This window comes from Pollutimonas thiosulfatoxidans (genome assembly GCF_004022565.1).
GTDB lineage: Bacteria > Pseudomonadota > Gammaproteobacteria > Burkholderiales > Burkholderiaceae_B > Pusillimonas_D > Pusillimonas_D thiosulfatoxidans.
Window position 1 is genome coordinate 401,053 of sequence record NZ_CP022987.1, and the last position, 26,456, is coordinate 427,508.

Consider the following 26,456-nt stretch of genomic DNA (forward strand, 5'->3'; position numbering starts at 1 on the left):
GGTTAAGGCCTAGTCGCTTGCTGTGGAGCTTATATCGACGCTGGCACGCAGGGCGCGGGAGTTCGCGTCACTTCGGTACACCAGCTCTTGTTTAATGTCTGCCCGTACCCGGGGTCTCTGGGCTTGCTGCACAATTTTTTGCACCACGTCGTGGTGGGGCGACTTGCCGCACACCGGGTCCGCATTGGTCGCGTCACCAGTCAGCGCGTAAGCCTGGCACCGGCAACCTCCAAAATCCTTATGCTTTTCCGGGCAGCTACGGCAGGGCTCGGCCATCCAGTCATCACCACGATAACGGCTGAAGGCATCGCTGTGATGCCAGATGTCATGCAATGATTGCTCGGTGACATTGGGAAATTCAATCCCCGGCAGCGTGCGCGCGGCGTGGCAGGGTAGGGCGGTGCCATCCGGGGCGATGCCCAGGAACACCGAGCCCCAACCATTCATGCAGGCCTTGGGTCTGTCTTCAAAGTAGTCGGGCACCACAAAAAGAATGCGCATGGCGTGGCCAAACTGCTGGCGATAAGCATTGACGGTTTCCTCTGCGCGTTGCAGCTGCTCGCGCGTGGGCAGCAATTGCGCACGATTAAGCAGCCCCCAGCCATAATACTGGGTGTTGGCGAGTTCCAGGAACTCCACTTGCATCTCGGCGGCCATTTCTATGATGCGGCCGACGTGATCCAGGTTGTGCCGATGCAGCACTACATTCAGCACCATGGGGTAATCAAGGCGCTTGATCATTTTGGCGACGCGCATCTTCAGGTCAAAGGTCTTGGTGCTGGACAGGAAATCGTTCATCTCTCGGGTGGAGTCCTGAAACGATAGCTGTATATGATCCAGCCCAGCTTCTTTCATGTGGACAAGTCGCTCTTCCGTCAGACCGACGCCCGAGGTGATCAGGTTGGTGTAATAGCCCAGCCGGTGCCCTTCGGCAATCAGCGCTTCAAGATCCTTGCGTTGTAGCGGTTCGCCACCTGAAAACCCCAGTTGCGCGGCGCCCAGCTTGCGCGCCTGTTGCATGACGTCCATCCATTGCTCCGTAGACAGCTCTTGCCGGTTTGCCGCGTAGTCCACGGGGTTGTAGCAAAACACGCAATGCAAGGGGCATTGGTAGGTAAGCTCTGCCAAGAGCCATAGGGGGGGAGTGATGGCAGCCATGATGCAGCTCTAAGAGATCCAGCCGCGCTCCAGCGCCGCCCGCAGGAAGTCTTCGACATCTGCCCGCAGTTCGGTTGCCGAGAACGCAGTTTCCAGATCGGTCACGATGGCGTCGATGTCGCGTTCGCCATCACAGCGCTTAAGAATTTCGGCGGCACTGGTGTTCAGCTTGACCATGCCCTCGGGGTACAGCAGTACATAGCTGTCTTGCACTTCTTCCCATTGCAGGCGGTATAGCTTCGACAGGCGGGGCCGCGCCGGCAGGCTGTCAGCAGAGGCTTGTGCATTCATGGGTTGGCCTTTTCGATAGCGTCCAGCATGGACCACAACACGTCCAGTTTGAACTGCAATATCTCCAAGGCACGTAACTGGGCGGCCTTGGTCGTGAAGTGATCCAGCGTCACCTGCAGTCCGTGCTCCACATCGCGCTCGGCAAGCGAGATCCGGCTACGGAAGTAATTGAAGCCTTCAGCCTCTATCCAGGGATAGTGCTGTGGCCAGTTCGCCAGGCGATCCTTATGGATGCGCGGAGCGAACATTTCGGTCAAGGACGAGCATACCGCCTCTTGCCATGGCGCCTGCCTGGCAAAGTTCACGTAGGCATCCACCGCAAAGCGCACGCCCGGGGCAAGTTGCTTCAAAGACCACAGGTCCTCGCGCGGAATCCCGACTGCCACCCCCAGCTCTGCCCATGCTTCGATGCCGCCTTCATTTTCGCCGTAGCCGTCGTGATCCAGCATGCGGTGTATCCAACGACGGCGTATTTCCCGATCAGGGCAGTTGGCCATGACGGCCGCATCCTTTTGCGGGATGCGAATTTGGTAGTAGAAACGGTTGGCCACCCAGGTACGGATCTGGTCAGGGCGCAACTGTCCCTGGTTCATCTTCACGTGGAAAGGGTGGTGGATATGGTAGCCGCTACCCTTGGCGCGCAACTGCGCTTCAAACTCCTCGCGTGTCCATGGCTGCTCTGTAGGCAGCGAAGTGTGTGCGTCGTTCAAAGTACGATCTCCATGCCGTCGTAGGCGGTCTCGATGCCATGCCGGGCAAGCTCGGTAGCTTCGTCCGAGTCTTCATTCAGTATGGGATTGCTGTTGTTGATGTGGATAAGCACCTTGCGGCGCTCGCCCAGGGTTTCAAGCAAGGCTATCATTCCGTCCGGGCCCGACTGAGGCAGATGGCCCATGCTTAGCGCTGTCTTGTTCGCCAAGCCCAGCCGTATCATTTCGTCGTCCGACCAGAAAGAGCCATCGACCAGGACGCAGTCGGCCTGCTTCATGGCATGCACGACATGCGGCTCGGGCTTGCCCAACCCTGGGGCATAGAACAGCCGTTTGCCGGTTGCCGTGTTCTCGATCAGCAAGCCGATGTTGTCGCCTGGCTCTGCTGCGTTTCTGTGCGGCGAATAAGGCGGCGCCTTGCTGGATAACGGTATAGGGGTAAAGCGTATTCCGTCTATCCCCGCAACCTCGATCGCCTCTGGCGCATCGGAGGAAATCGGCAGTTCGTTCCAGTTCAGGCCGCAATAGTGGGAAAGGACCTTCCCCAGGGGCAGCCCGGTATTCAAGTCGCCCCATACGGCAGCAGTGCAATACAGCCTCAGGGGGTCGCCCTCACGCAGCATCAGCAAGCCGGTCACGTGGTCAATCTGGGCGTCCATCAACATGACGGCGGCTATCGGCGTGTTTCGCCTGCCCGGCGCGGGTTGCAGCGCGGGCGTTGCCCGGAGCTGAAACAGGATGTCCGGCGAAGCGTTTACCAGGACCCAGTCGCGGCCATTAGCCGACACGGCGATGGATGACTGGGTACGCGCTTGCGCGCGTATGGTGCCTGCCCGCAAGCCGTCGCAATTGGGGCAGTTGCAATTCCATTGCGGATAGCCCCCGCCAGCCGCTGAACCCAAAACTAACACTTGCATCCCCGTCCTCCAAAAAACAGCGCGGCGGTAGCTTGCACTAACGCCGCGCTTCTGCGGAACAGCAGATCAACTTATCGGTTGGCGATGTACATGGTAATTTCGAAGCCAAAGCGTAAGTCGATAAATTCTGGCTTGGTCCATTGCATAGTAAGGTCCTCCTTACGGTTGATAAAAGGGGCTGATTTCATGGTAGCACTCGCGCGCATGCTGTCAAGATAATTGCACCATCACGCCCACCACTGCTTGATGGTGGCCCGTAGCGCTGCGGATCCGGACTCATTTTCTTTCAATAAAGCCTGGGCGTAGGCTTGGGCCTGCTTGGCCTCGATGTGAGGAGGAATCGGCGGGATTTCCGGGTCAGTGACCATCTCCAGCACGATCGGTCGATCGGCAGACAGCGCCCGGTCCCAGGCATCACCGATGTTGGCCGGGTCGTCGACCCGCATTCCATCCAGGCCCAGCAAGCGCGCAAACTCTGCGTAGGGGCAGGGCGGCAGGAGCTGCGAGCCCGTAAACCTCGGGTCGCCGCCCATCGCCCGCTGCTCCCACGTCACCTGGTTAAGGTCGCCGTTGTTCAGCACCATGACGATCAAGGTAGGCGTCGACCAGTTCTTCCAGCGACCGGCAATGGTGATCAGTTCGTTAATGCCGTTCATTTGCATGGCGCCGTCGCCCACCAGGGCGATCACAGGTCGGTCGGGATAGGCCAGCTTGGCAGCCACGGCATAGGGCACCCCGCAACCCATGGAAGCCAGGCCGCCAGACACGGACCCCATCATGCCGTCTCGCAGCTTTACATCGCGCGCATACCAGTTGGCGGCCGAGCCAGAGTCGCAGGCGATGATGCTGCGCTCGGGCAGTCGCGATGACAGCTCCCAGAACACCCGTTGGGGGTTCAGGGGCTTGCCATCCACCATGGCGCGTGCCTGCATTGTTGTCCACCACTTGGCCACGTTGCGCTCCACGCGCTGGCGCCATACCCGGTTTTCCTGGCGTTTCAGCAGAGGGATGAGCGCCTGCAGCGTTGCCTTGCTGTCCCCGACCAGTCCCGATTCCACCGGATAACGCAGGCTGAGATTGCGCCCGTCCAGGTCGATCTGCACGGCTCGCGCCTGGCCCTCTTCGGGCAGAAACTCCGAATAAGGGAAAGACGTCCCCACCAATAGCAGGCGGTCGCAGTGCTGCATCAAGTCCCAACTGGGCTGTGTGCCCAGCAAGCCGATCGAGCCCGTTACATAAGGTAAATGGTCTGAAATCGCGGCCTTGCCCAGCAAGGCCTTGGCCACCCCGGCACCGAGCAACTCCGCTACCTGCATTATTTCCTCGGTGGCATGCAAGGCGCCAGCCCCTACCAGTATGGCCACCCGGTCGCCGCTGTTCAGGACTTCGGCGGCGTTCTGCAGACCGGCGGCTTGGGGCACATGCGCATGGGCGGTATAGCCTATGCCGGTGTGTACTGTGCCGTGCGCACGCGCAGGGGTAGGCACAGCAGGTAGATCCTGCACATCGTTCGGCAAGATGATGCAGGTAACGCTGCGTCTTTCCATCGCTATCCGCATCGCACGGTCCACCAAGTGCCTGACCTGCACGGGACTGGACGCCATATGGACAAAGTCTTTCGCCACATCCTTGAAAAGATTGAGTAAGTCCACCTCTTGCTGGTAGTCGCCGCCCAAGGCCGACCGGGCCTGTTGGCCGACTATGGCCACCACGGGCTGATGATCCATCTTGGCGTCGTACAGGCCGTTAAGCAGATGGATGGCGCCGGGGCCGGACGTAGCCAGGCATACGCCAACCTGGCCGGTGAATTTGGCGTGCGCGCAGGCCATGAAGGCGGCAGTCTCTTCATGACGTGCCTGGACGAATTCCAGATCTTCCTGCGTGCGGCCGAAGGCACCAATCAAGCCGTTGATCCCGTCGCCGGGATAACCGAAAACACGTGTGATGCCCCAGGCAGAAAGACGTTGCAGGATGAAGTCGGAAACAGTCTGCATATTGCTTGTGCTTGGACTAGCCCAGGGGCTAGTCCCGTCCTTTGGTCTTGGGCAGGCAGTGCACTACGGCAACGGCGGTCGCAATCCCCGCAGCGGTCCATGTTAGTGCACGCCAGCGCGTGTTCATGTCTGTGTACAGGCTGCGGCGGTGCACCCGATAGGGGCTGTTGCCGTGTTCGACGTCTCCGTCGCCGGCGTCCCACAGTGCATCGCGGCTGGATTGGGCGGCGCGCGTGCTGCGCTGAGCCTGCATCATGGTTCGCCCGAACAGGCGGTCCGAGACGGCCGGCAACTTTTGACCCAGTGCGGAAATCAACTTCGATGCGCTACCTACGAAGACGTCACGTATGGGATGCTCTGCCGCATAAAGTATCGCTTCGGCCACTGCGCGCGGGCTGTATACCGGCGGAGGCAGTTGCGGTTCGACGTCCATGTAGTTCTTGGCATGCTCGACAAAGCGACTGTTGACCGAAGCGGGCTTGATCAAGGTAACCGAGATCGGCACCCCTTCCGCTTCGAGTTCCATGCGCAGCGAGTCGGTATAACCCTTTACGGCGTGTTTCGAGGCCGAGTACGCACCCTGCAGCGGAATGGCCCGGTCGGATACCTCGCTGCCCACATTGATCAGTGCGCCACCAGTGTCTCGCATATGGGCCACGGCCGTCAGCGACCCATACACGACTCCCCAGAAGTTGGTCTCGAACAGCTGTCGCTGGTCTTCGATGGCCACATCCTCCAGTTTGCCGAATATGGAGACACCGGCATTATTCACCCAGGTGTCGAAGCCGCCGAAAGCGGTCTTGGCGGTATCCATAATTTTCTGATGATCTTCCTGCACCCCCACGTCTGCGGTAACGGCTACGGCCCGGCTGCCGCGGGACTCCAGCTCGTCGACGAGCGCATCGAGGGCCTTGCGGTTGCGGCTTGCAAGCACCAGGCGCGCGCCACGGCGGGCGGCCTCGCGTGCTGTGGCCAAGCCGATGCCGCTGCTGGCGCCAGTAATGACGATGACCTGTTTATCCAGTGGTCGTAGTGAGATTTTCAAGTGAACCTCCTTAGGCAGTACAGCCTGCGAGCGGGTGTGGCGGTTTCTGACGGAGTTTCTGCGGCAAGTTTCGGGCCTGCCCTGTCTGGCCCGTGTGGGACCCAGATCAAGACGACGAGTTGAATCCCAGGATCCTCATGGCGCGCGTCAGGGTTCGGGCTTCGTCTTCGTACGACTCCCATGGCGCGTTGCCGACGTCCAGGCGCTCGTGAATATTCCTCACATGCCATTGCGCAGAACTCTTCAATTGGGGGATCTCGTCCCAGGTGACGGGTACCGACACACCCATGCCGGGACGCGCCCGAGCGGACCAGGCGCAAACCGTGGTCGCGCCAAAGCCGTTGCGCAGATAGTCGATGAAAATTTTCCCGACTCGGTTACGCGGACCGCTCTTGGCCGAGAAGCGCCTGGGAAAGGTTTTGGCCAGATGCTGCACGATGGCCTGCGAGAAATCCTTGACGGTATCCCAGTCGTGGCGGCGCTTCAGCGGAACGACCACATGCAGACCCTTGCCGCCACTGGTTTTGGCGAATGAAGGCAACTCCAGTTCTTCGAGGAAGGCCCGCACTACCATGGCGGCCTCTTGCATGGCGGGCCATTCGACGCCCTTGCCGGGATCCAGGTCGAAGGTCATGCGATCCGGCTTGCCTATCAGTGTCTTCACGCCATTCCAGGTATGGAATTCCATGACGTTCATTTGAGCCGCAGAAACCAGTCCCTGTGCTGCAGCCACTTCCATCAGCGGCTCATGGTCCGGATCGAGCTCGGGCGACAGCAAGCGCACGCCGGTGATCGTGGGTTTGTCCATATGCTTCTGAAAGAACATCTGCCCATCCACCCCTTCGGGGGCGCGCACGAGCGATACCGGGCGACCCTTCAAATGGGGCAGCATCAGATCGCCCACCAGCGCGTAATAACGCAGCAGGTCTATTTTGCGCAGCCCCGTTGATTTGTCGATGATGCGTTCGGGATTGGTGACCTTCACGCCGCCCAGCGGCGAGGGTTCGGGCAGTGGGGGGCTTTGCGTGGCTTTAGCGCGGCGGGCTTTACCGTTGGTAGCGGTCGGCATACTGGTCTCCCGGATGATGGCGGTGGCCGGCTTGTCGCTGCGCAGGCCATGAAAAACAGAGTGCCGTATGCGGCCGGTATTGGTCCACTGGCCAAACGAGACCTCGGCCAGCAACTCGGGCTTCACCCAGTGCGCCCGCCCGTCCATGCCGGTGGAGGTTTCGAATGGACGCGTGTCGGAATGCAGCGCGTCCAGTTTCGTTCGAATATCTTTCAGCGAGCGCGCATTGAAGCCGGTGCCGACATTGCCGGCGTAGCGCAGCTTGCCCTTGTCGTCATGCACGCCCAGCAGCAGCGACCCTATGCCCTCGCGCGATCCTTGCGGGTCGGTGTATCCGCCGATCACGAACTCTTGCCGCAGGCTGCACTTAAGCTTGATCCAATCGCTGGACCGGCTGGATCGATAGTGCGATGTCTTGCGTTTGCCAATGACGCCTTCCAGGCCCAGCTTGCAGGCCGAAGCCACAATGTCGCGGGCCGCGACATCGAAAGTAGCGCTGAATCTCACCGTGCCGTCGCTGGCGTCTTCGAGCAATGACTCCAGCATGTCGCGTCTGTCGATCAAGGGAAGGCTACGTAGGTCGCGGCCCTTGCAGTAAGGCATGTCGAACAAGTAGTAAACGATGCGACTGGTTCTGGCGGTGTCGAAGGCGCCTTGCAGCGCTTGAAAGCTGGGCATGCCGTTGTCGTTCAACATGACGATCTCTCCGTCATACCAGCCGGCGGGCAGCTTTCGCCGCTTCAGTTCTTTGGCCAGATGCGGCAGGCGCGAGGTCCAGTCATTGCCGTTGCGGGTGAACAACTGTATGGACTTGGCGTCTATGCGCGCCAGCAGCCGATAGCCGTCGAACTTAATCTCATAAAGCCAATCTTCGGGATGGGCCGGTGGCTCGTCGACCAGGGTGGCCAACTGAGGTTTAAGCGTCGCCGGCAATGCGGCCTTGATGCCCGCGCTCTCGATAGATGGCCTGGCCACTGGCTTATCGCCTGCCGGCTCTGGCTCCGCCAGGCCCGCCACGCTGTCAGGCATTTCGTCCACGACGCTGAATTCGACTGACGGCCTGACAAATTCATCCTTTTCTTTGATCAGCAGCCAGGGATCCTGCTTTTCCGACTTACCCTTCATGCGTACCAGCGTCCACCGGCCCCTTAGTTTGTGGCCGCGCAGTTCAAACTTAAGTTTGCCTGCTTCATAGTCCTTGCGTGCTTCGCCCAGCGGCAACCAGCTGCCCTTGTCCCAGATAATGACTTTTCCGGCACCATATTGTTTGGGCGGTATCTCGCCTTCGAAGCTGTTGTACGAGAGGGGGTGGTCCTCTACATGTACCGCCATGCGTTTGTCGGCGGGGTCGTAGCTAGGCCCCTTGGGCACCGCCCAGCTCTTCATGGTGCCATCCAGCTCCAGCCGGAAGTCGTAGTGCAGGCGGCTGGCCCAGTGTTTCTGTACGACAAAAGCGGGGGCGGACTCGTTCGCCTGACCGCCCTCGGCGGGTTCGGAAGTAACGCTGAAGTTCCGTTTGGACTTATAGCGCTTCAGCGGATCGGCTTTGGTCATGGAGGGCCTTGCGCTGGTAGCTGATCAAGCCGCCTTGCGGCTCGATTTGGCGGAGGTCTTCTTGGCTGCTGCTTTTTTGGCGGGCGCTTTCTTGGCTGCTGGTTTCTTGCTGGCGGCTTTACTGACAGCGGTTTTCTTGCTTGTTGTGCTCTTGTCGGCGGCCTTGCTGGTTTTGGTAGTCTTGCTGACCGTTTTGCCCGAAGCGCTGTCGTTCTGTTCGCCGCCGTCCTTGTTCAGGCTGCGCCGGAGCATTTCGGTCAGGTCCAGTATCTTGGCGCTGCCGGTTTCAGCCTCTTGCGTTTCTGGCTCGCTGACCGTCTCGGTTTCACCCGCTTCCACTTTTTCCTTCACCAGTTGCAGGATCTGCTCCTTGAACGAATCGGTAAAGATCTCCGGCTTCCACTTGCCGCTCATGTCTTTGACCAGTTGTTCTCCCATGGCCATTTCCTTCTCCGTCAATCCTGTGGACTTCGTGCCTTCGGCCGGCAGGTTAAGTTCGTCCCACGAGCGGATTTCGTCCTCCCACCGCAACAGGTTCAGTATCAGCGCAGGTCCGCAGGGCAGCAGCACGGCCAGATGCTGCTTGGTCTGGATGACGACTTTCGCAATACCGACCTTATTGGTTTTCCGCAGCACCTCCCGCAACAGGGCATACACTTTGGCGCCTTTGTTGATGGGCGACATGTAATAGGGGCGTTCCAGATAAACGAAGGGAATGTCCTTCAGGGATACAAAGGCTTCGATTTCTACGGTCTGTGTTGTCTTGGGGTAGGCGGCGGCGATTTCTTCCGGCGACAGCACGACGTACTGACCGTCTTCGTATTCGATGCCTTTGACGATGTTGTCTTTGTCTATTTCTTTGCCGGTCGCTTTATTGATGCGCTTGTAGCCGACGGGGTCCATGCTGCGCTTGTCCAGCCAGTCGAAGTCCAGACCCTGTTGGGTGGTGGCAGAGTGCAGGGCGACTGGTATGTGGACCAATCCGAACGAGATCGCGCCTTTCCAGAGGGCGCGCTTGCTGGTAGTGGCCATGGCTGTGGTTCTCCTTTTATGCCAGAGGGGGCGGAGCAAGATGCGTGCCTGGCTATGCTCATCTGCACAGGCTTCTTGATCCGACAGGGACTGTGAGTCGTAATGAAAATCGTTTACAATCGCATCTTGCTAAAAAAGGGCGGGCCCGCTGCGGTTCTTGCCGTCGTACCCAAGGGGAAAGAATGCGCCGATTGTTGTTGGGAGCGGGTGTTGCCGCGTTCATGGCCGCGAATGTTTATGCCGCTACAGAGCCGGCTGCGGTTACGAAAACGTATGCGGATATTGCTCAGGCCGAGTATGAAGATGCGCTGGCGACTGCCAAGGTTTTGCAGAAGTCTGTGCATGCCTTACTGGAAAAGCCCAGCGCCGCCGCACTGGAAGATGCCAGGAACGCTTGGTTGCAGGCCCGGGTGCCTTATCAGCAAACTGAAGCCTATCGATTTGGCAACCCTATTGTCGACGCCTGGGAGGGCAGCGTAAACGCCTGGCCCCTGGACGAGGGCATGATCGATTATGTTGATGCGTCTTACGGAACCGACTCGGACACCAACGCCTATTACGTGGTGAACGTGGTTGCCAACAACACGCTGAATGTGGGCGGAAAATCTGTGGATGCCATCGAGATCACGCCCGAGCTTTTGCGCAATGTGCTGCACGAGGCCGATGGCAATGAGGCCAATGTCGCGACGGGCTATCACGCCGTGGAGTTCATGTTGTGGGGGCAGGATTTAAACGGCAGCGGTCCGGCGCCAACTGATCGTACCGGCTCGCCTCAGGAAAGACACGCCGGCAGCAGGCCTTATACCGATTTCGATCCTGCCAATTGCACTGGGGGCAACTGCGAGCGCCGCGGGCAATACCTGAAGGTCGTGACCGACATGCTGGTCGCCGACCTGCAAGACATGGTCGAACAATGGCAATCGGATGGCGCCGCCCGCCAGGCTGTGCAGCAGGAGCCGCGAGCCGGCCTGGTCGCCATGCTGACCGGACTGGGTAGCTTGTCTTATGGCGAATTGGCTGGCGAACGCATCAAACTGGGTCTGATGCTGCACGACCCCGAGGAAGAGCACGACTGCTTTTCCGACAACACGCATAATTCGCACTTCTACAATCAGGTCGGCATGATGAATGTCTACCTGGGCGAGTATCAGCGGGTGGATGGCTCCACCGTGAAAGGCGCCAGCCTGTCCGACCTCGTCAAGGCCAAGGATGGGGCGCTCGATGCAGAGATGCGTGACAAGCTGCAAGCCACGTTCAAAGCCATGCAGGCCATGAAGTCCCGTGCCGAACAAGTGGAAACCTACGACCAGATGATCGGGCAGGGCAACCAGGAAGGCAATGCCGTGGTGCAGGCCGTGATCGATGCCCTGGTTGAGCAAACGCGCAGCATAGAGCGAGTAATCGTGGCTCTGGACCTGGGAGCCGTAGCGATTGAAGGCTCTGAAAGCCTGGATAACCCGAACGCTGTATTTCAATAGTCCGAATGTGAAATTCTTAGTTGGCTTGACTGTTTTAGGCATCACGCTGGCCGCCTCGGCCGGCGTGTTTGAGCACCGCAGCGATCTCACTGCCGAAGATCGCCAGCGGGTGGCTGCCATTACGGCAGCTACGACTGACTTCAGCAAGGCCGAGCCCTTCGAAGTCATGCAGGGCGGCGCGGGTACCGTCAACAAGATCGTCAACGCCGACATCTACTCCCATCCGGCGGCCAATCTCGACTTTGAAGGGCGCCAGGAGTTCATGGTCGGCAACGGCCTGTTCCGCAAGGATTGGGTCTCTTCCCCCTCATCGACCCAGGCTTCCGACGGACTTGGACCTTTATTCAATGCACGCTCGTGCCAGGGCTGCCATGTTAAGGACGGTCGTGGCACCGTGCCCGGCTTTGATCCCCTGGAGCAAAACGATGCGGTCGCCTTATTGGTCCGCCTGTCCTTGCCTGCCAGCGCTGAGGAAGCCCGGCAACGCATAGACCAAGGCGAGGTCGCATCCTTGCCGGATCCTGTCTACGGCCATCAACTCCAGCCCTTCGCCGTCGCCGGCCTGCCTGCCGAAGGGCAGATCAAGATCGACTATGAAGAGATCCCCGTTCGCTTAAGTGGCGGAGAAACGTCCACCCTCATGAACCCGTCCTATCGCATCGAAAACCTGGGATACGGCCCGCTGCATCCGCAGACCCGGCTCTCTCCGCGCCTGGCGCCGCCCATGCTGGGGCTGGGCTTGCTCGAGGCCATACATCAGGACGATATCCTGGCCAATGCGGCGCGTGACCATGGCGATGGTGTTTCCGGTCGCGCTAACTGGATCCGAGATCCGCAAACCGGTCAGCAGGTGCTGGGCCGTTTCAACTGGAAAGCGGGTCAGCCCACGGTGGCGCATCAGTCGGCCAATGCCTTCTCGGGCGACATGGGCTTGTCTACGCCTATGTTCCCCCGCCATTCCGGCGATTGCACGCCCAGCCAAAAGCTTTGTCACGACATGCCGCATGGCGCACAAGCCCATCTGGGTGAACACGAAGTGCCCGCGCGCCTGATGGACTTCGTGACGACCTATTCGGAGAACCTCGCGCTGCCGCAGCGCCGGGAGGTTAGCGACGCCCGTGTGCTGGCCGGCAAGAAGCTGTTCTATGAATCCAACTGCATTGCCTGCCACGTACCCAAATACGTCACCCGCCGCGATGCCGAACGCCCGGAGCATCGCTTCCAACTGATATGGCCTTACACCGACCTGCTGCTGCATGACATGGGGTCAGGTCTTGCAAGCGATCATGCCGAGGGCGATGCCAGCGGCCGCGAGTGGCGCACCCCACCGCTATGGGGCATAGGCCTGACCAAAACCGTCAACCCCAACGCCACCTGGCTGCACGATGGGCGGGCGCGCAGCCTGCTCGAGGCCATACTGTGGCACGGGGGCGAGGCGCAGGCGGCCCGCGATCGCGTGGTCGCGATGACACCTGCCGAACGTGCCGACCTCATCCGATTTTTGGAATCTCTCTGATGACGCGATCTTTGCAAGACATCATTCGTCATTCGTGGTGTGCGTCTATCGCCACCCTGTCCTTAACCTTGTTGACACCGGCTTCCATCGCCGGGACACTGCCGCCGACTCTGGGCAGCAATCTGGTCCAGGGCTATATTCAGCCGTCCATGCAGCACTTCCAGGAAACGGCTCACCAGCTGAACCAGCGCCTTCAGGCATGGTGCCCAAAGCCGTCGGCAGCAGGTGCCGAGACGATTCACGACGCCTTTGCTGAAGTGGTAAGGGCGTGGTCACGCATCGAGTTCTTGCGCTTCGGTCCATTGGTGGCCGCCACGCGCTTCGAGCGGATCTATTTCTGGCCCGATCCGCGCGGCATCACCTTGCGTCAGGTTCAGGGCTTGTTGGCCGGTGCCGAACCCATCCCCAACGCTGAAGCGCTAGCCTCCCATAGTGTGGCCGTGCAGGGCCTGCCGGCCCTGGAGTATGTCTTGTACCGACAGGGCGGCATACTGGCCATCGGGGCACAAGCTACGCCCGACCAGGAGTCCTCGACATTGTCAGCGGACTTTGATGGCGCCTGCGCCTATGCCACCTCCGTCTCGGGCAACCTCGCATCGGTCGGTGCCGAACTGGTCCAGGCCTGGAGCGAAGAAGGCCCTTACGGCAAGCAGTTTTCCAACCCCACTCCGGACAGTCCCCTTTATCGCAGTCCGCAAGAGGTAGCCGCCGAGGCCATCAAGGCCTTGTCCACAGGCTTGCAGTTTGCCCACGACATCAAGCTGATGCCAGTATTGGGCAAGGGCTTCAAACAAGCGAAAGCGACGCGTGCGCCTTTCTGGCGTAGCGGCTTGTCGACCGAGGCGATGGCGGCGAGCGTTGAAGGCATGCTGCAGTTCTATCAGGCAGGCGGCTATATCTATAGCGACGATGAAACGTGGATAGATCAAAATTTGCGCGATGAGCTTAAGCGCGGCGTGGACAACTTCAAGAGTCTGCGCCAGCCCATGCAGCAGTTGACCGAGGGCGAAGACAGCTATCGGCGGCTCACGCTGGCTGCGCTGCTGCTGGAAAATGCCAAAAGCATCGTGGATCAACGTATGGCGCCGGCGTTTGGCGTGAGGCTGGGCTTTAATGCGCTTGACGGAGATTGATCGGCGGCGCTTCCTGACCATGATGGCCGCGTATGGCGGTGCAGGGCTCGCTGCGCCCTTGAATGCCTGGGGTACCGGGGCTTCCGATGTGCCATCCGCCGTAGCTGAGGCGGCGCGGGACGCGCCTTTATATCTGGCGGCCCGTAAGAACGCGGGCAAGTTCGAAGCGACAGTCATCGACGAGGCCGGCCAAGACCAACTGGTCATTCCCTTGCCCGACCGCGGCCATAGCTTTGCCATTGATGCACCGCGCGGCCGTGCCGTGGCTTTTGGCAGGCAGCCGGGCTTCTTTGCCCTTGCCTTTGATATCAAGGGAAAGCAAGCCACCCACACGCTGCAGCCCGCCGCCTATCGCCATTTTTTCGGTCACGGAGTTTTCTCACCCGACGGCAAGCTCATGGTCGCAACAGAAAACGATTATGAGGCCGGCCACGGCGTGCTGGGCCTGTACGACGCCAGCCCTGGCGGCAACTACCAGCGTGTAGGCGAATTCCTCACGCATGGTGTCGGGCCCCACGAGGTCGTGCTCATGCCAGACGGCCGCACACTGTGTGTGGCCAACGGCGGCATCCTCACTCATCCAGATTATGGCAAGCTGCAACTGAACGCAGACACCATGCAGCCGTCTCTCGCCTATATAGATATAGTCAGCGGCGAATTGTTGGAGCAAGTTCTCTTGCCGGCCCAGTGGTATCGCTTGTCGATCCGCCATCTGGTGGTCGATGGCCAGGGTGCTGTCTGGTTTGGTTGCCAACATACCGGTCCGGCACATGAGCGCCCACCGCTCGTGGGCAGGCACCGGCGTGGCGGACAAGCAGAGTTGTTCACCGGCAGCCATGACGCCCTGCGCAGCATGAAGAACTACGTCGGCTCCCTCGCTTGTAACGAGGCAGGCACAGTAGTTGCTACGTCCAGCCCGGTCGGCGGCCAGGTACTGTTCTGGGCAACTGACAGTGGGCGCTGTCTGAATGCAGCGCCAATTTTTGATGGCTGCGGCATTGCCCCGGCCTCAGGAAACGGCTTTCTCGTGACGAGTGGCCGCGGGACGGTCGAACAGCGTAGCGCGGACGGAAGCCACCTGGCGTTGCGTGCTGGCGCACCGGATCTTGCCTGGGATAACCACCTTCGGCAGGCTGGCTGACGCATACAGGAACGTAAATCATTGAAAAATGACTAAAAAATCAACGTTAATATAAGTTCCCAAACTTGCTGTAAAAACAAGGCTCTGCGGCAACTACTTAAAGAGCACCTTAATAAAAAAAGCTGATGCAAAACTGTGGCGCAGCCGCCACGCAGAAACTACGGGTAATCCCGTAACAAAAGAGGCCAAATCGGACAATTCGTTGTTTTATACCGACACGCTGCGCGAAAAACACCACTTAAGGCCACACGACAATAGCCAGCAGCCCCGAATTTTGATGCAATAGCAGCAACTTCCCATCGCGGAGTTAGAAAGAGCAGCAGCACAGTTTTGGTAGTCGCTGCTCTAAGTTACTCAAATCTACGGAGATTTCTTACATGAAAAAGACTCTGCTCGCTGCTGCTCTAACCGTCGGCTTTTTCGGCGTCGCTCAGGCAGAAACATCGGTCACCCTCTACGGTATTCTGGATGGTGGTATTGGTTACCAACAAATTAAGGGCGTTAACAGCTACGCTACTGACCGCACTGGAGAACCCAGCCTCAAAGCCAAGAAAACCGGCATGATCAACGGCATCGAGTACGGCAACCGTTGGGGCCTGAAGGGCGCTGAAGATCTGGGTAATGGCTTGCGCGCTGTGTTCCAACTGGAAAGCGGCTTTGACCTGGGTACTGGTCAGCAGGCCCAGTCTACCTCGTCTTCCAACAGCGACCGTTTGTTCGGTCGTCAAGCCACGATCGGTTTGGCTAGCGACGCTTGGGGTCAACTTGACCTTGGTCGTCAAACCAACATTGCCTCCAAGTACTTGGCTGGTGTAGCTACGCCGTTTGGTGCCAGCTTCGGCCAAGCCAACTCGGGCGCGGTGTTCACCCAAGCTAATACCGCCCGTTACGACAACATGGTCATGTACCAAACGCCCAACTTTTCGGGCTTCCAGTTCGGCGCTGGCTACTCCTTCAACGTCAGCGGTGGCGAAAGCTGGAAAGTTGACGGCACCCGTAACAGTAACCAACATGCCATCACGACCGGCCTGCGTTATGGCAACGGCCCCATCGCTGTCGCTTTGACGTACGACGCTTTCAAGGCTCGCGGTTCTGATGTCGCTCCTGTCACTGACGACACAACAGTTAAGGCCTGGGCTCTTGCCGGAAGCTACGACTTTGAAATCGTTAAGCTGCACGCTGGCTTTGGCCAAACCCGCGACGGTTTCTTCCAGTTGCAAGGTTACGGTAGCGGCGCATCGTCGTCCTTCAGCAATGCCACTGGCGCTTTTGGCGCAGCTAAAGGCCTGAAGTTCAACTCCTACAGTGCAGGTGTGTCGGCTCCTCTGGGTAATGGTACCTTGATGGCTGGTTGGATGATGGCTGATCCACGCAGCAATCCTGACAGCTTCGGTGCTGGCGAGGACATGGACAAGCAGCAAACTTACAGCCTGGGCTACACCTACGGCATCTCCAAGCGCACGAGCCTGTACGCAATTGGCTCCTACGCCAAGCACGTTCAGTTCTTGCCTGATGCAAAATCGACTCTGGTCGGTGTGGGCGTCGTCCACAAGTTCTAATCAGTCTGCATAGCACGTCTATGCATACAGGTAGCCCGGCTTGCCGGGTTGCTGATAGAACTTAAGGCAAGTGCAGTTTGCTTGTTAAAGAGCCACTCTTCGGAGTGGCTCTTTTTGCGCTTTCTCGCGTTAAACTATCGGCTTGTATGAGGCAGTTCCCCCAATCAGGCCGTGACTTTCAGCTTCCACGTTGCCGCGCGCGACGAACATGTTTCCGAGTGAGGGTCTTGCACAGAAAGCCCGCCTCAAAATGCTACAATCCAAGAGTTTACTTATTGTGATTGGATGCACCTCACATGAATCTGCAACAGTACTTCCCCGTTCTGCTGTTTATCGTGGTGGCCACCGTGATCGGCTTCGCTTTGCTTTCGGCAGGGCGCTTGCTGGGTCCGCACCGCCCCTACGACGAAAAACTGTCGCAGTACGAGTGTGGCTTCGAAGCTTTCAGCGATTCGCGCATGAAGTTCGATGTGCGCTATTACCTGGTCGCCATCCTGTTCATTATGTTCGACCTGGAAATCGCCTTCCTCTTCCCCTGGGCCATTGCCAACGGCACCATCGGCATGGTGGGTTTCTGGACGGTACTCGTGTTCCTGGCCATTCTGACCGTAGGCTTTATCTACGAGTGGAAGAAAGGCGCACTGGACTGGGAATAACGCTAAAGGCGAAATTATGGCTATCGACGGCATTATGAAAGAAGGTTTTATCACCACCAGCGCAGACAAGTTTCTGAACTGGGCCAAAACGGGTTCCTTGTGGCCCATGACATTCGGCCTGGCCTGTTGCGCGGTCGAGATGATGCATGCGGGTGCGGCGCGTTACGACCTGGACCAATTCGGCATTATTTTCCGGCCCAGCCCACGCCAGTCCGACCTGATGATCGTAGCCGGCACGCTGTGCAACAAGATGGCCCCGGCGCTGCGCAAGGTTTACGACCAGATGCCCGAGCCGCGCTGGGTGGTTTCCATGGGCTCTTGCGCCAATGGCGGCGGCTATTACCACTATTCATACTCTGTGGTGCGCGGCTGCGATCGCATCGTTCCTGTGGATGTTTACGTACCGGGTTGCCCGCCTACCGCTGAGGCGCTGGTGTACGGCCTGCTGCAAATGCAGAACAAAATCCGCTTGACCAATACCATTGCGCGCTAGGCGGCTCTGGCTGTCCACTTTTAACGTTGAACTGCTTGAACTATGACTCGGCTAGAAACGCTACAAACTAATTTGCTGGCTGTGTTGGGCGATAACATCGCACTGACACTGGCACTGGGCGAGCTCACGCTCGAGGTGCCGGCCAAGAACTGGGTGGATACCTGTACGGTTCTGCGCGACGACGCAACGCTGGGCTTTGATACCTGTGTTGACTTGTGCGGCGTCGACTATTCCGGTTGGGGCGCTCCCACTTTTGTGGTGGAGCCTGGCTTGCATCCCCAGCGCTTTGCGGTGGTGCTGCATCTGTTGTCCGTGCAGCACAACTGGCGCTTGCGGGTGCGGGTGTTCGTCGCGAGCGACGAGTTCCCGGTCATCCCCACGCTGGTCGATGTCTGGCCCGCCGTCAACTGGTTCGAGCGCGAAGCCTTCGACCTGTACGGCATCGTTTTCGAAGGACACCCCGACCTACGCCGCATTCTGACCGATTACGGTTTCATCGGCCATCCTTTCCGCAAGGATTTCCCCTTGTCCGGCAACGTAGAAATGCGCTACGACACGGAACAGCAGCGGGTGATCTATCAGCCGGTAACGATAGAGCCGCGCGAACTTACCCCGCGTGTTGTGCGTGAAGAAGGCTACGGAGCAGGGCGCTGAACATGGCTGAAATTAAAAACTACACACTGAACTTCGGACCGCAACACCCGGCCGCTCACGGCGTACTGCGCCTGGTGCTCGAGCTGGACGGCGAAGTCATCCAACGCGCTGATCCGCATATCGGCTTGTTGCACCGTGCCACCGAAAAGCTGGCCGAGCACAAGACCTACTTGCAGGCGCTGCCCTACATGGATCGTCTGGACTACGTGTCCATGATGTGCAACGAGCACGCCTATGTCATGGCGGTGGAAAACCTGCTGGGCATCGAGGTACCGCTGCGTGCACAGTACATCCGCGTGATGTTCGACGAAATCACCCGGGTACTGAACCACTTGATGTCGCTCGGTTCGCACGCGCTCGACGTCGGCGCGATGGCGGTCTTCCTTTACGCCTTCCGCGAACGAGAAGACCTCATGGATACCTACGAGGCCGTCTCGGGCGCGCGCATGCATGCCGCCTACTACCGTCCTGGCGGCGTGTATCGCGATTTGCCCGATACCATGCCGCAGTACGGCCAGAGCAGCAAATACCGTGGCGAGAAAGAACTCCGTGCCATGAACGAGGCCCGTTCGGGTTCTCTGCTGGATTTCATTGAAGACTTCACCAATCGCTTTCCCACCTGCGTGGACGAGTACGAAACCTTGCTCACGGATAACCGTATCTGGAAGCAGCGTCTGGTGGATGTGGGTGTGGTCAGTCCAGAACGTGCCAAGGCGCTGGGCTTTACCGGCCCCATGTTGCGCGGTTCGGGTGTCGAGTGGGACTTGCGCCGCATGCAGCCCTACGAGGTATACGACCGCATGGAATTCGACATTCCCGTGGGCGTCAATGGCGACTGCTACGACCGCTACCTGGTGCGTATTGCCGAGATGCGTGAAAGCAATCGCATCATCCGTCAGTGCGTCGAATGGCTACGCAACAACCCCGGCCCCGTCATTGTCGAGAACCACAAGGTGGCGCCGCCCAGCCGCGAACGCATGAAGTTCGGCATGGAAGATCTTATCCATCACTTCAAGCTGTTCTCCGAAGGCATGCACGTACCGGCCGGCGAAACCTATGCCGCGGTCGAGCACCCCAAGGGCGAGTTCGGCATCTACATGATCTCCGATGGCGCCAACAAGCCTTACCGAATGAAGATACGCGCACCGGGCTTTGCCCATCTGCAGTCCCTCGATGAAATGTCGCGCGGCCACATGATTGCCGACGCCGTGACCATTATTGGAACGCAAGACATTGTGTTTGGCGAAATCGACCGTTAACCGGCGTTAGCCAAGGTACAAACCGGATTCAAATTATGCTGCTTTCCGAACAAGCCTATCAGAAGATCGACCGGGAACTGACCAAGTTCCCCGGCGACCAGCAACAGTCCGCCATCATGGCGGCGCTGACCATCGCCCAGGAAGAAAAAGGGTGGGTATCCACAGAAGTCGTGAACGACGTGGCCGCCTACCTGCATGTGCCGCCTATTGCGGTCCAGGAAGTCGCGACCTTCTACAACATGTACAACCTGCATCCCGTGGGTCGTTTCAAGATCACGGTGTGCACAAACCTGCCCTGTGCCCTGACCGACGGCGTCAAGGCGGCCGAGTACCTGAAGCAGAAGCTCAACATCGGTTTTAACGAAACCACGCCGGACGGCATGTTCACACTGAAAGAAGGCGAGTGCATGGGCGCCTGCGGCGACTCGCCCGTCATGCTGCTTAACAACCGGCACATGTGCGTGCACATGCAGCCCGAGCGCATCGACGCCATGCTGGACGAACTTAAGCAGCACGGAGAATCGGCATGAGCGTGGCGGCGGTATTGCAACAGTTTTCGCAGGGCCTCGAGCCCCTCCCAACCCGCGATCTAGCCACCAGCATGATCTTCCATGATCGCCACATCAACCCGCAGATTATTGCCGGACTCGATGGCAGCAACTGGGGCCTGGAAGACTACGTCAAGCGCGGCGGCTATGAAGCCTTGCGCAAGATCCTGACCACGGGCATGACGCCTGAAGACGTCATCAACGAGGTCAAGGCATCCAGCTTGCGTGGTCGTGGAGGCGCGGGTTTTCCCACCGGCCTGAAGTGGAGCTTCATGCCGCGTGCCTTGCCCGGCCAGAAGTATCTGGTGTGCAACTCGGACGAAGGCGAGCCCGGCACCTTCAAGGACCGCGACATCCTGCGCTTCAATCCGCATATCGTGATTGAAGGCATGGCGATCGCTGCCTATGCCATGGGTATCACGGTGGGCTACAACTACATACACGGCGAGGTCTTCGAGATCTACGATCGCTTTGAAGAAGCGCTGGATCAGGCGCGTGCTGCCGGCTTCCTGGGCGACAACATCCTGGGGTCGGCATTCAGCTTCCAGCTGCATGCCTTCCACGGCTATGGCGCCTACATCTGCGGCGAAGAAACCGCGCTGCTCGAATCGCTGGAAGGCAAGAAAGGCCAGCCACGCTTCAAGCCGCCTTTCCCCGCCAGCTTTGGCCTGTATGGCAAGCCCACCACCATCAACAACACCGAGACCTTTGCCGCCGTTCCGTGGATCTTCCGCAACAGCGGGCAAGAGTACCTGGAGATCGGCGTGCCGAACGCCGGGGGCACCAAGCTGTTCTCGGTATCGGGCGACGTCGAGCTTCCCGGCAACTACGAGGTACCGCTAGGCACGCCTTTCAGCAAGCTGCTGGAGTTGGCCGGCGGCATGCGTGGCGGGCGCAAGCTGAAGGCGGTCATTCCCGGCGGCTCCAGTGCGCCGGTGGTCCCCGCCGACATCATGATGCAGACCAATATGGACTACGATGCCATCGCCAAAGCCGGCTCAATGCTGGGTTCAGGTGCGGTCATCGTCATGGACGAGACCCGCTGCATGGTCAAGTCGCTGCTGCGTCTGTCTTATTTTTACTATGAAGAAAGCTGCGGCCAATGCACGCCTTGCCGCGAAGGCACGGGCTGGCTGTATCGGATGCTGGAGCGCATCGAGAACGGCCAGGGCCGCTCCGAGGACCTGGACGTCCTGGATTCCGTGGCGCACAACATCATGGGCCGCACCATTTGCGCGCTGGGCGACGCAGCCGCCATGCCGGTACGCAGCTTCATCAAGCACTTTCGCGACGAGTTCGCACACCACATCGAGCATAAAAGCTGTGTGGTGCCCAAATATCTGTAGGGTCAGGACAAGCTAATGGTTGAGCTCACCATAGACGGCATCAAAGTAGAAGCCCCCGAAGGCAGCATGGTTATCCAGGCTGCGCACAAGCTGGGCGTTTACGTGCCGCATTTCTGCTATCACAAGAAACTGACCATCGCAGCCAACTGCCGCATGTGTCTGGTCGATGTCGAGAAAGCGCCCAAGGCGCTGCCTGCCTGTGCCACGCCGGTAACCAACGGCATGGTGGTGCACACGCGCTCCGACAAAGCCATTGCCGCCCAGAAAAGCGTCATGGAATTTCTGCTGATCAATCACCCGCTGGATTGCCCGGTCTGCGACCAGGGCGGCGAGTGCCAGTTGCAGGATCTGGCCGTGGGGTACGGCACGTCGGCATCGCGCTACAAGGAAGAAAAGCGCGTGGTTGTACCCAAGGAAATGGGCCCCCTGATTTCTGCTGACGGCATGCAGCGCTGCATACATTGCACACGCTGCATACGCGTGGGCCAGGAAATCGGCGGCATCATGGAAGTGGGCATGGTCGGTCGTGGCGAACACGCCGAAATCACGACTTTCGTGGGCAAGGCGGTCGACTCCGAGCTTTCCGGCAACATGATAGACGTGTGCCCGGTGGGTGCCTTGTTGTCCAAGCCGTTCAAGTTCACGGCGCGTACCTGGGAAATGTCCCGCCGCCGTACGATCAGCCCGCACGACAGCCTGGGCGCCAACCTTATCGTCCAGACCAAGCTGGATCGCGTGATGCGCGTTGTGCCTTACGAAAACGAAGAGCTCAACGAATGCTGGCTCAGCGATCGCGATCGCTTCTCGTATGAAGGGCTGCTGGTGCAAGACCGCCTGGCTCATCCCATGATCAAGGGCGAAGACGGCCAGTGGCGCGAAGCCTCCTGGACCGACGCGCTGCAGGTCGTGGTACGCGGCTTCAACAATGTCCGCGAAGAATTCGGCGCGGAGCAGATTGGCGGCATCGGCACCCACACCTCCACCACAGAAGAATTGGCCTTGCTGGCCAGCCTGATGCGTGCCCTGGGATCCGAGAACGTCGACTTCCGTCTGCGCCAGATCGATCCGGGCTTCGATGAAGCCATCAAGGGCGTGCCTTGGCTGGGTATGCGCGTGGCCGACCTCAACGAGGTCGATCGCGTACTGGTGGTCGGGTCCTTCCTGCGCAAGGACCATCCTCTGATGGCGCAGCGTCTGCGCCAGGCAGCCAAGCGCGGTACACAAATTTCCTTTATTGATTCGGCGGCAGACGACCCGCTGTTCCCGGTTACGTCGCGCATGACCGTGGCACCCAGCGTGCTGCCCAATGCCTTGGCCGAGGTGCTGGTTGCCATGGCGGCAACTGACCCAGCCATTGCGGTGCCGGCTGCTTTTGCAGGCATCGAAGCCAGCGCGGCGGCACGCGAGATTGCCGCCAGCCTGTTGTCCGGCGAGCGCGTTGCCGTGTTGATGGGCAATATGGCGGTGGCCTCCGACAAGGCATCCTTGATTGCTGCCAACGCGGCTGCCCTGGCAACGGCCGCTCAGGCCAGCTTCGGTTTTTTGACTCCTGGCGCAAACACAGTGGGCGGCTATCTGGCCGGCGCAACACCCGGTCGCGGCGGCTTGACGGCAGAGCAGATGCTGCAGCAGCCGCTCAAGGCTTACTTGGTCATGCACGCCGAGCCGGCCATGGACAGCGACAACGGCGAGCGTGCCGTTCAGGTGCTGAAGTCGGCGGGCTTCACCGTGGCGCTTACCTCATACCGCTCCGGCGCCGAAGAGTGGGCCGATGTCATGCTCCCGATTTCGCCCTTTACCGAAACCTCGGGCACTTTCGTCAATGCCGAGGGAAGGGCACAAAGCTTCAAGGGTGTGGCGGCGCCTTACGCCGACACACGTCCCGCCTGGAAGGTACTGCGCGTGTTGGGCAACTTGTTCGAGTTGCAGGGCTTCGACTACGAAACCTCCGAGTCCGTGCGTGACACCATCATGGTCGACGGCGTGGATGCGCGCCTGAGCAACACTGTCAGCGCCGAGCCCGGCCTATCGGTCAAGGTCGATGGCCTGGAACGCGTGGCCGACGTGCCGATTTATCGCAGTGATGCGCTGGTGCGGCGCTCTGAGCCCTTGCAAGAGACGGCGGCATCCCAGCCGCCCAAGGCGCACGTCCATGCGCGTACGCTGGCTGACCTGGGCCTTGTGGCCGGCGACGCCTTGCGTATTCGCAGCGGGCAGGGGCAAGTCGACTTGCCGTCGATGCAAGACGACACCGTGGCGCCCGGCTGCGTACGGATTGCGACCGCATTCGACGAGACACGGGCATTGGGTAGCGGCTTTGGCCAATTGACGGTGGAGCGTTCCTGATGGAGTGGCTTACAGTTCTCGAAAATTACGGTACCGAACTGATCGGGCCTACACCCTGGCTGGTGGTCTGGACGCTGATCAAGATCGTTGTGATCGCGGTGCCCATCATTCTGTGTGTTGCCTACCTGACGTACTGGGAACGCAAGATGATAGGCGCCATGCACGCGCGGCTGGGGCCGACCCGCGTCGGCTACCGCGGTTTGCTGCAGCCGTTTGCGGACGTGTTCAAACTGCTGACCAAAGAAGTCATCGTGCCGGCCAAGGCGAACAAGGTGCTCTACATCCTTGCGCCTGTCGTGACTTTGATGCCGGCGCTTGCCGCCTGGGCGGTGATTCCTTTTGGGCCGGAAGTCGTGTTGGCTGACATCAACGCCGGCTTGTTGTTCATCATGGCCATCACGTCCATCGGCGTTTATGGGGTCATCATTGCGGGTTGGGCGTCCAACTCCAAGTATGCGTTGCTGGGCGCCTTGCGCGCGGCCGCGCAGATGGTGTCGTACGAGCTGGCTATCGGTTTTGTGCTGGTCACGGTATTGCTGGTATCGGGCACGCTTAATCTCAGTGGGATCGTCAACGGGCAGGATGCCGGCTGGTTTGCCGACCGCGGCATCAATTTCATGTCCTGGAACTGGCTGCCGCTGTTGCCGCTTTTCGTCATCTACGTGGTATCGGCCGTGGCGGAAACCAACCGCCACCCGTTTGACGTGGTCGAGGGCGAATCCGAGATCGTGGCCGGCCATATGGTCGAGTATTCCGGCATGGGCTTTGCGCTGTTTTTCCTGGGCGAGTACGCCAACATGATTCTGTTATCGGCCCTGGCCGCCATCATGTTCCTGGGTGGCTGGACGCCGCCCCTGGATATCGCGCCACTGACCTGGATACCCGGCTGGATATGGTTGGGGCTCAAGACCTTTTTTGTAGTTTCGACGTTTGTGTGGTTCCGTGCGACATTCCCGCGTTATCGGTACGACCAGATCATGCGCCTGGGGTGGAAGGTGTTCATTCCGCTCACTGGGGTATGGCTGCTGGTGGTCGCGATCTGGATGCAAACGCCCTGGAATATATGGCAATAGGACACAGGGGCTAGATTATGGAAGCTATTAAAGATTTCTTCGGCAGCTTGATGCTGACCGAAATGTTGAAGGGCATGCGCCTGACGGGCAAGTACTTCTTCAAACGCAAAGTCACTTTGCGCTACCCCCAGGAAAAAACGCCGACCTCGGCGCGTTTCCGGGGCCTGCATGCCTTGCGTCGCTATCCCAACGGCGAAGAGCGATGTATTGCCTGCAAGCTGTGCGAAGCGGTGTGTCCGGCGCTGGCCATTACGATCGACTCGGAAGAGCGCGACGACGGCACGCGCCGCACGACACGCTACGACATCGACCTGACCAAATGCATTTTCTGTGGCTTCTGTGAAGAAAGCTGCCCGGTGGACTCCATCGTCGAAACGCATATCCTCGAGTACCACGGCGAGAAGCGCGGCGACCTGTACTTCACCAAAGACATGCTGCTGGCAGTGGGCGACCGCTACGAGCCAGAGATCGCACGACGTCGTGCCGAAGACGCCCCTTATCGTTGATGCCGGACCCGACACCTATGATTTTCTCTACTGTCCTGTTTTATGTGCTGTCGCTGGTGCTGGTGGTCGCGGCCTTCCGTGTCATTACGGCGACCAGCCCGGTCACCGGCGTGCTGCACCTCATCCTTTCCTTTTTCACGGCGTCCATGATCTGGATGCTGCTGGGGGCTGAGTTCCTGTCGCTGCTGTTGGTGCTGGTTTATGTTGGTGCCGTGATGGTGCTTTTCCTGTTCGTCGTCATGATGCTGGATGTCCGGCTCGAGGCCTTGAAGGGCGGGCTGAAGACCTATCTTCCGCTGGGCCTGCTGATAGGCCTGGTCATGGTGCTGGAAATGGCATTTGTCCTGGCCTCCACATGGCTGGGTGCCGGTCCTGCGGCGCCGGTCGCTGACGACTTCGACAACACCCGAGCATTGGGCGAGGCGATGTACACCGATTACGTGTTCGCTGTTCAGGTGGGCGGGGTGGTCTTGCTGGTTGGCATGATCGCCGCCATCGCACTGACCTTGCGCAAGCGCAGCGACGTCAAGCGTACCAACTCTTCCGATCAGATCCGGGTCCGTGCGAGAGACCGCATGCGCCTGGTCAGCATTCCTTCGCAAACGGAGGCACCCGCGGGGCCTGCCTCGACCGGCTCGGCCCAAGAGGAAAAATAATGACATTAACTCTTGCCCACTATTTGATTCTTGGCGCGATCCTGTTCGCCATCGGGATATTCGGATTCTTCCTGAACCGTCGCAATCTCATCATCTTGCTGATGTCCATCGAACTCATGCTGCTGTCCGCCAACATGAATTTCGTGGCGTTTTCGAGCTGGTTCGGAGATACCGCCGGACAGGTATTCGTCTTTTTCATTCTGACGGTGGCGGCGGCTGAGGCCGCCATAGGCTTGGCCATTCTGGTGTTGCTGTTCCGCAACCTGAATACGATCAACGTCGACGATCTTGACCAGTTAAAAGGTTGATGGGACTGCACACA

At 59.3% G+C, this 26,456-nt stretch carries 25 protein-coding genes; 16 read left to right on the plus strand and 9 right to left on the minus strand.

Features of this window, described 5'->3' with window-relative positions:
- Positions 1–9 precede the first annotated feature (9 nt).
- The 9 genes from pqqE to ku form a co-directional block, all read right to left on the minus strand.
- Positions 10–1,158: a pyrroloquinoline quinone biosynthesis protein PqqE gene (gene pqqE, locus CKA81_RS01945; RefSeq protein WP_128353793.1), complete on the minus strand. Its 1,149-nt coding sequence runs from the start codon at positions 1,156–1,158 to the stop codon at positions 10–12.
- Positions 1,159–1,167: 9 nt separating this feature from the next.
- Positions 1,168–1,449 (minus strand): pyrroloquinoline quinone biosynthesis peptide chaperone PqqD, encoded by a 282-nt coding sequence (gene pqqD / locus CKA81_RS01950; protein WP_128353794.1) that lies wholly within the window; start codon positions 1,447–1,449, stop codon positions 1,168–1,170.
- Entirely contained in the window at positions 1,446–2,159 is a 714-nt protein-coding gene (gene pqqC, locus CKA81_RS01955) for a pyrroloquinoline-quinone synthase PqqC (RefSeq protein WP_128353795.1), read from the minus strand. Before pqqC ends, pqqD begins: the two co-directional genes overlap by 4 nt.
- Positions 2,156–3,076, minus strand: a complete 921-nt coding sequence (pqqB, locus tag CKA81_RS01960) for a pyrroloquinoline quinone biosynthesis protein PqqB (protein ID WP_128353796.1) — start codon at positions 3,074–3,076, stop codon at positions 2,156–2,158. Before pqqB ends, pqqC begins: the two co-directional genes overlap by 4 nt.
- A gap of 71 nt (positions 3,077–3,147) precedes the next feature.
- Positions 3,148–3,222, minus strand: a complete 75-nt coding sequence (gene pqqA, locus CKA81_RS01965) for a pyrroloquinoline quinone precursor peptide PqqA (RefSeq protein ID WP_128356463.1) — start codon at positions 3,220–3,222, stop codon at positions 3,148–3,150.
- 81 nt (positions 3,223–3,303) lie between these two features.
- On the minus strand, positions 3,304–5,070 hold the full coding sequence (locus CKA81_RS01970; protein ID WP_128353797.1) for a thiamine pyrophosphate-requiring protein: 1,767 nt from the start codon (positions 5,068–5,070) through the stop codon (positions 3,304–3,306).
- Positions 5,071–5,098: 28 nt separating this feature from the next.
- On the minus strand, positions 5,099–6,115 hold the full coding sequence (locus tag CKA81_RS01975) for an SDR family oxidoreductase (protein ID WP_128353798.1): 1,017 nt from the start codon (positions 6,113–6,115) through the stop codon (positions 5,099–5,101).
- A 106-nt stretch (positions 6,116–6,221) separates the two neighbouring features.
- Positions 6,222–8,738, minus strand: coding sequence for a DNA ligase D (gene ligD / locus CKA81_RS01980; protein ID WP_128353799.1), 2,517 nt, complete (start codon positions 8,736–8,738; stop codon positions 6,222–6,224).
- 24 nt (positions 8,739–8,762) lie between these two features.
- Positions 8,763–9,770, minus strand: coding sequence for a non-homologous end joining protein Ku (ku, locus tag CKA81_RS01985; RefSeq protein WP_128353800.1), 1,008 nt, complete (start codon positions 9,768–9,770; stop codon positions 8,763–8,765).
- A gap of 182 nt (positions 9,771–9,952) precedes the next feature.
- Here ku and CKA81_RS01990 point away from each other — a divergent pair, with 182 nt between their 5' ends.
- The 16 genes from CKA81_RS01990 (at position 9,953) to nuoK (ending at position 26,442) form a co-directional block, all read left to right on the plus strand.
- Entirely contained in the window at positions 9,953–11,248 is a 1,296-nt protein-coding gene (locus tag CKA81_RS01990) for an imelysin family protein (RefSeq protein ID WP_128353801.1), read from the plus strand.
- Positions 11,249–11,288: 40 nt separating this feature from the next.
- On the plus strand, positions 11,289–12,764 hold the full coding sequence (locus tag CKA81_RS01995; protein WP_394342542.1) for a di-heme oxidoreductase family protein: 1,476 nt from the start codon (positions 11,289–11,291) through the stop codon (positions 12,762–12,764).
- On the plus strand, positions 12,764–13,897 hold the full coding sequence (locus tag CKA81_RS02000) for an imelysin family protein (protein WP_228255764.1): 1,134 nt from the start codon (positions 12,764–12,766) through the stop codon (positions 13,895–13,897). The genes CKA81_RS01995 and CKA81_RS02000 overlap by 1 nt, the downstream gene beginning before the upstream one ends.
- Entirely contained in the window at positions 13,878–15,038 is a 1,161-nt protein-coding gene (locus CKA81_RS02005) for a DUF1513 domain-containing protein (RefSeq protein WP_128353802.1), read from the plus strand. The genes CKA81_RS02000 and CKA81_RS02005 overlap by 20 nt, the downstream gene beginning before the upstream one ends.
- Positions 15,039–15,415: 377 nt before the next feature.
- Positions 15,416–16,597 (plus strand): porin, encoded by a 1,182-nt coding sequence (locus tag CKA81_RS02010; protein WP_128353803.1) that lies wholly within the window; start codon positions 15,416–15,418, stop codon positions 16,595–16,597.
- Between the two features lie 296 nt (positions 16,598–16,893).
- Entirely contained in the window at positions 16,894–17,253 is a 360-nt protein-coding gene (locus CKA81_RS02015) for an NADH-quinone oxidoreductase subunit A (protein WP_128353804.1), read from the plus strand.
- A 16-nt stretch (positions 17,254–17,269) separates the two neighbouring features.
- A complete protein-coding gene (locus tag CKA81_RS02020; protein WP_013742839.1) occupies positions 17,270–17,746 on the plus strand; it encodes a NuoB/complex I 20 kDa subunit family protein in 477 nt (158 codons plus the stop codon).
- A gap of 42 nt (positions 17,747–17,788) precedes the next feature.
- Positions 17,789–18,400, plus strand: coding sequence for an NADH-quinone oxidoreductase subunit C (locus CKA81_RS02025; protein ID WP_128353805.1), 612 nt, complete (start codon positions 17,789–17,791; stop codon positions 18,398–18,400).
- 2 nt (positions 18,401–18,402) lie between these two features.
- Entirely contained in the window at positions 18,403–19,659 is a 1,257-nt protein-coding gene (locus CKA81_RS02030; protein ID WP_128353806.1) for an NADH-quinone oxidoreductase subunit D, read from the plus strand.
- Between the two features lie 35 nt (positions 19,660–19,694).
- Positions 19,695–20,189, plus strand: a complete 495-nt coding sequence (gene nuoE, locus CKA81_RS02035; protein WP_128353807.1) for an NADH-quinone oxidoreductase subunit NuoE — start codon at positions 19,695–19,697, stop codon at positions 20,187–20,189.
- Entirely contained in the window at positions 20,186–21,553 is a 1,368-nt protein-coding gene (gene nuoF, locus CKA81_RS02040) for an NADH-quinone oxidoreductase subunit NuoF (protein ID WP_128353808.1), read from the plus strand. The genes nuoE and nuoF overlap by 4 nt, the downstream gene beginning before the upstream one ends.
- A gap of 15 nt (positions 21,554–21,568) precedes the next feature.
- Complete coding sequence (nuoG, locus tag CKA81_RS02045) at positions 21,569–23,899, plus strand: NADH-quinone oxidoreductase subunit NuoG (protein WP_128353809.1); 2,331 nt, start codon at positions 21,569–21,571, stop codon at positions 23,897–23,899.
- Positions 23,899–24,972: an NADH-quinone oxidoreductase subunit NuoH gene (gene nuoH / locus CKA81_RS02050; protein WP_128353810.1), complete on the plus strand. Its 1,074-nt coding sequence runs from the start codon at positions 23,899–23,901 to the stop codon at positions 24,970–24,972. The genes nuoG and nuoH overlap by 1 nt, the downstream gene beginning before the upstream one ends.
- A 17-nt stretch (positions 24,973–24,989) precedes the next feature.
- Positions 24,990–25,478, plus strand: coding sequence for an NADH-quinone oxidoreductase subunit NuoI (nuoI, locus tag CKA81_RS02055; protein WP_128353811.1), 489 nt, complete (start codon positions 24,990–24,992; stop codon positions 25,476–25,478).
- A 17-nt stretch (positions 25,479–25,495) separates the two neighbouring features.
- Positions 25,496–26,134: an NADH-quinone oxidoreductase subunit J gene (locus CKA81_RS02060; protein ID WP_128353812.1), complete on the plus strand. Its 639-nt coding sequence runs from the start codon at positions 25,496–25,498 to the stop codon at positions 26,132–26,134.
- Positions 26,134–26,442, plus strand: coding sequence for an NADH-quinone oxidoreductase subunit NuoK (gene nuoK, locus CKA81_RS02065; RefSeq protein WP_128353813.1), 309 nt, complete (start codon positions 26,134–26,136; stop codon positions 26,440–26,442). Before CKA81_RS02060 ends, nuoK begins: the two co-directional genes overlap by 1 nt.
- Positions 26,443–26,456: the final 14 nt, after the last annotated feature.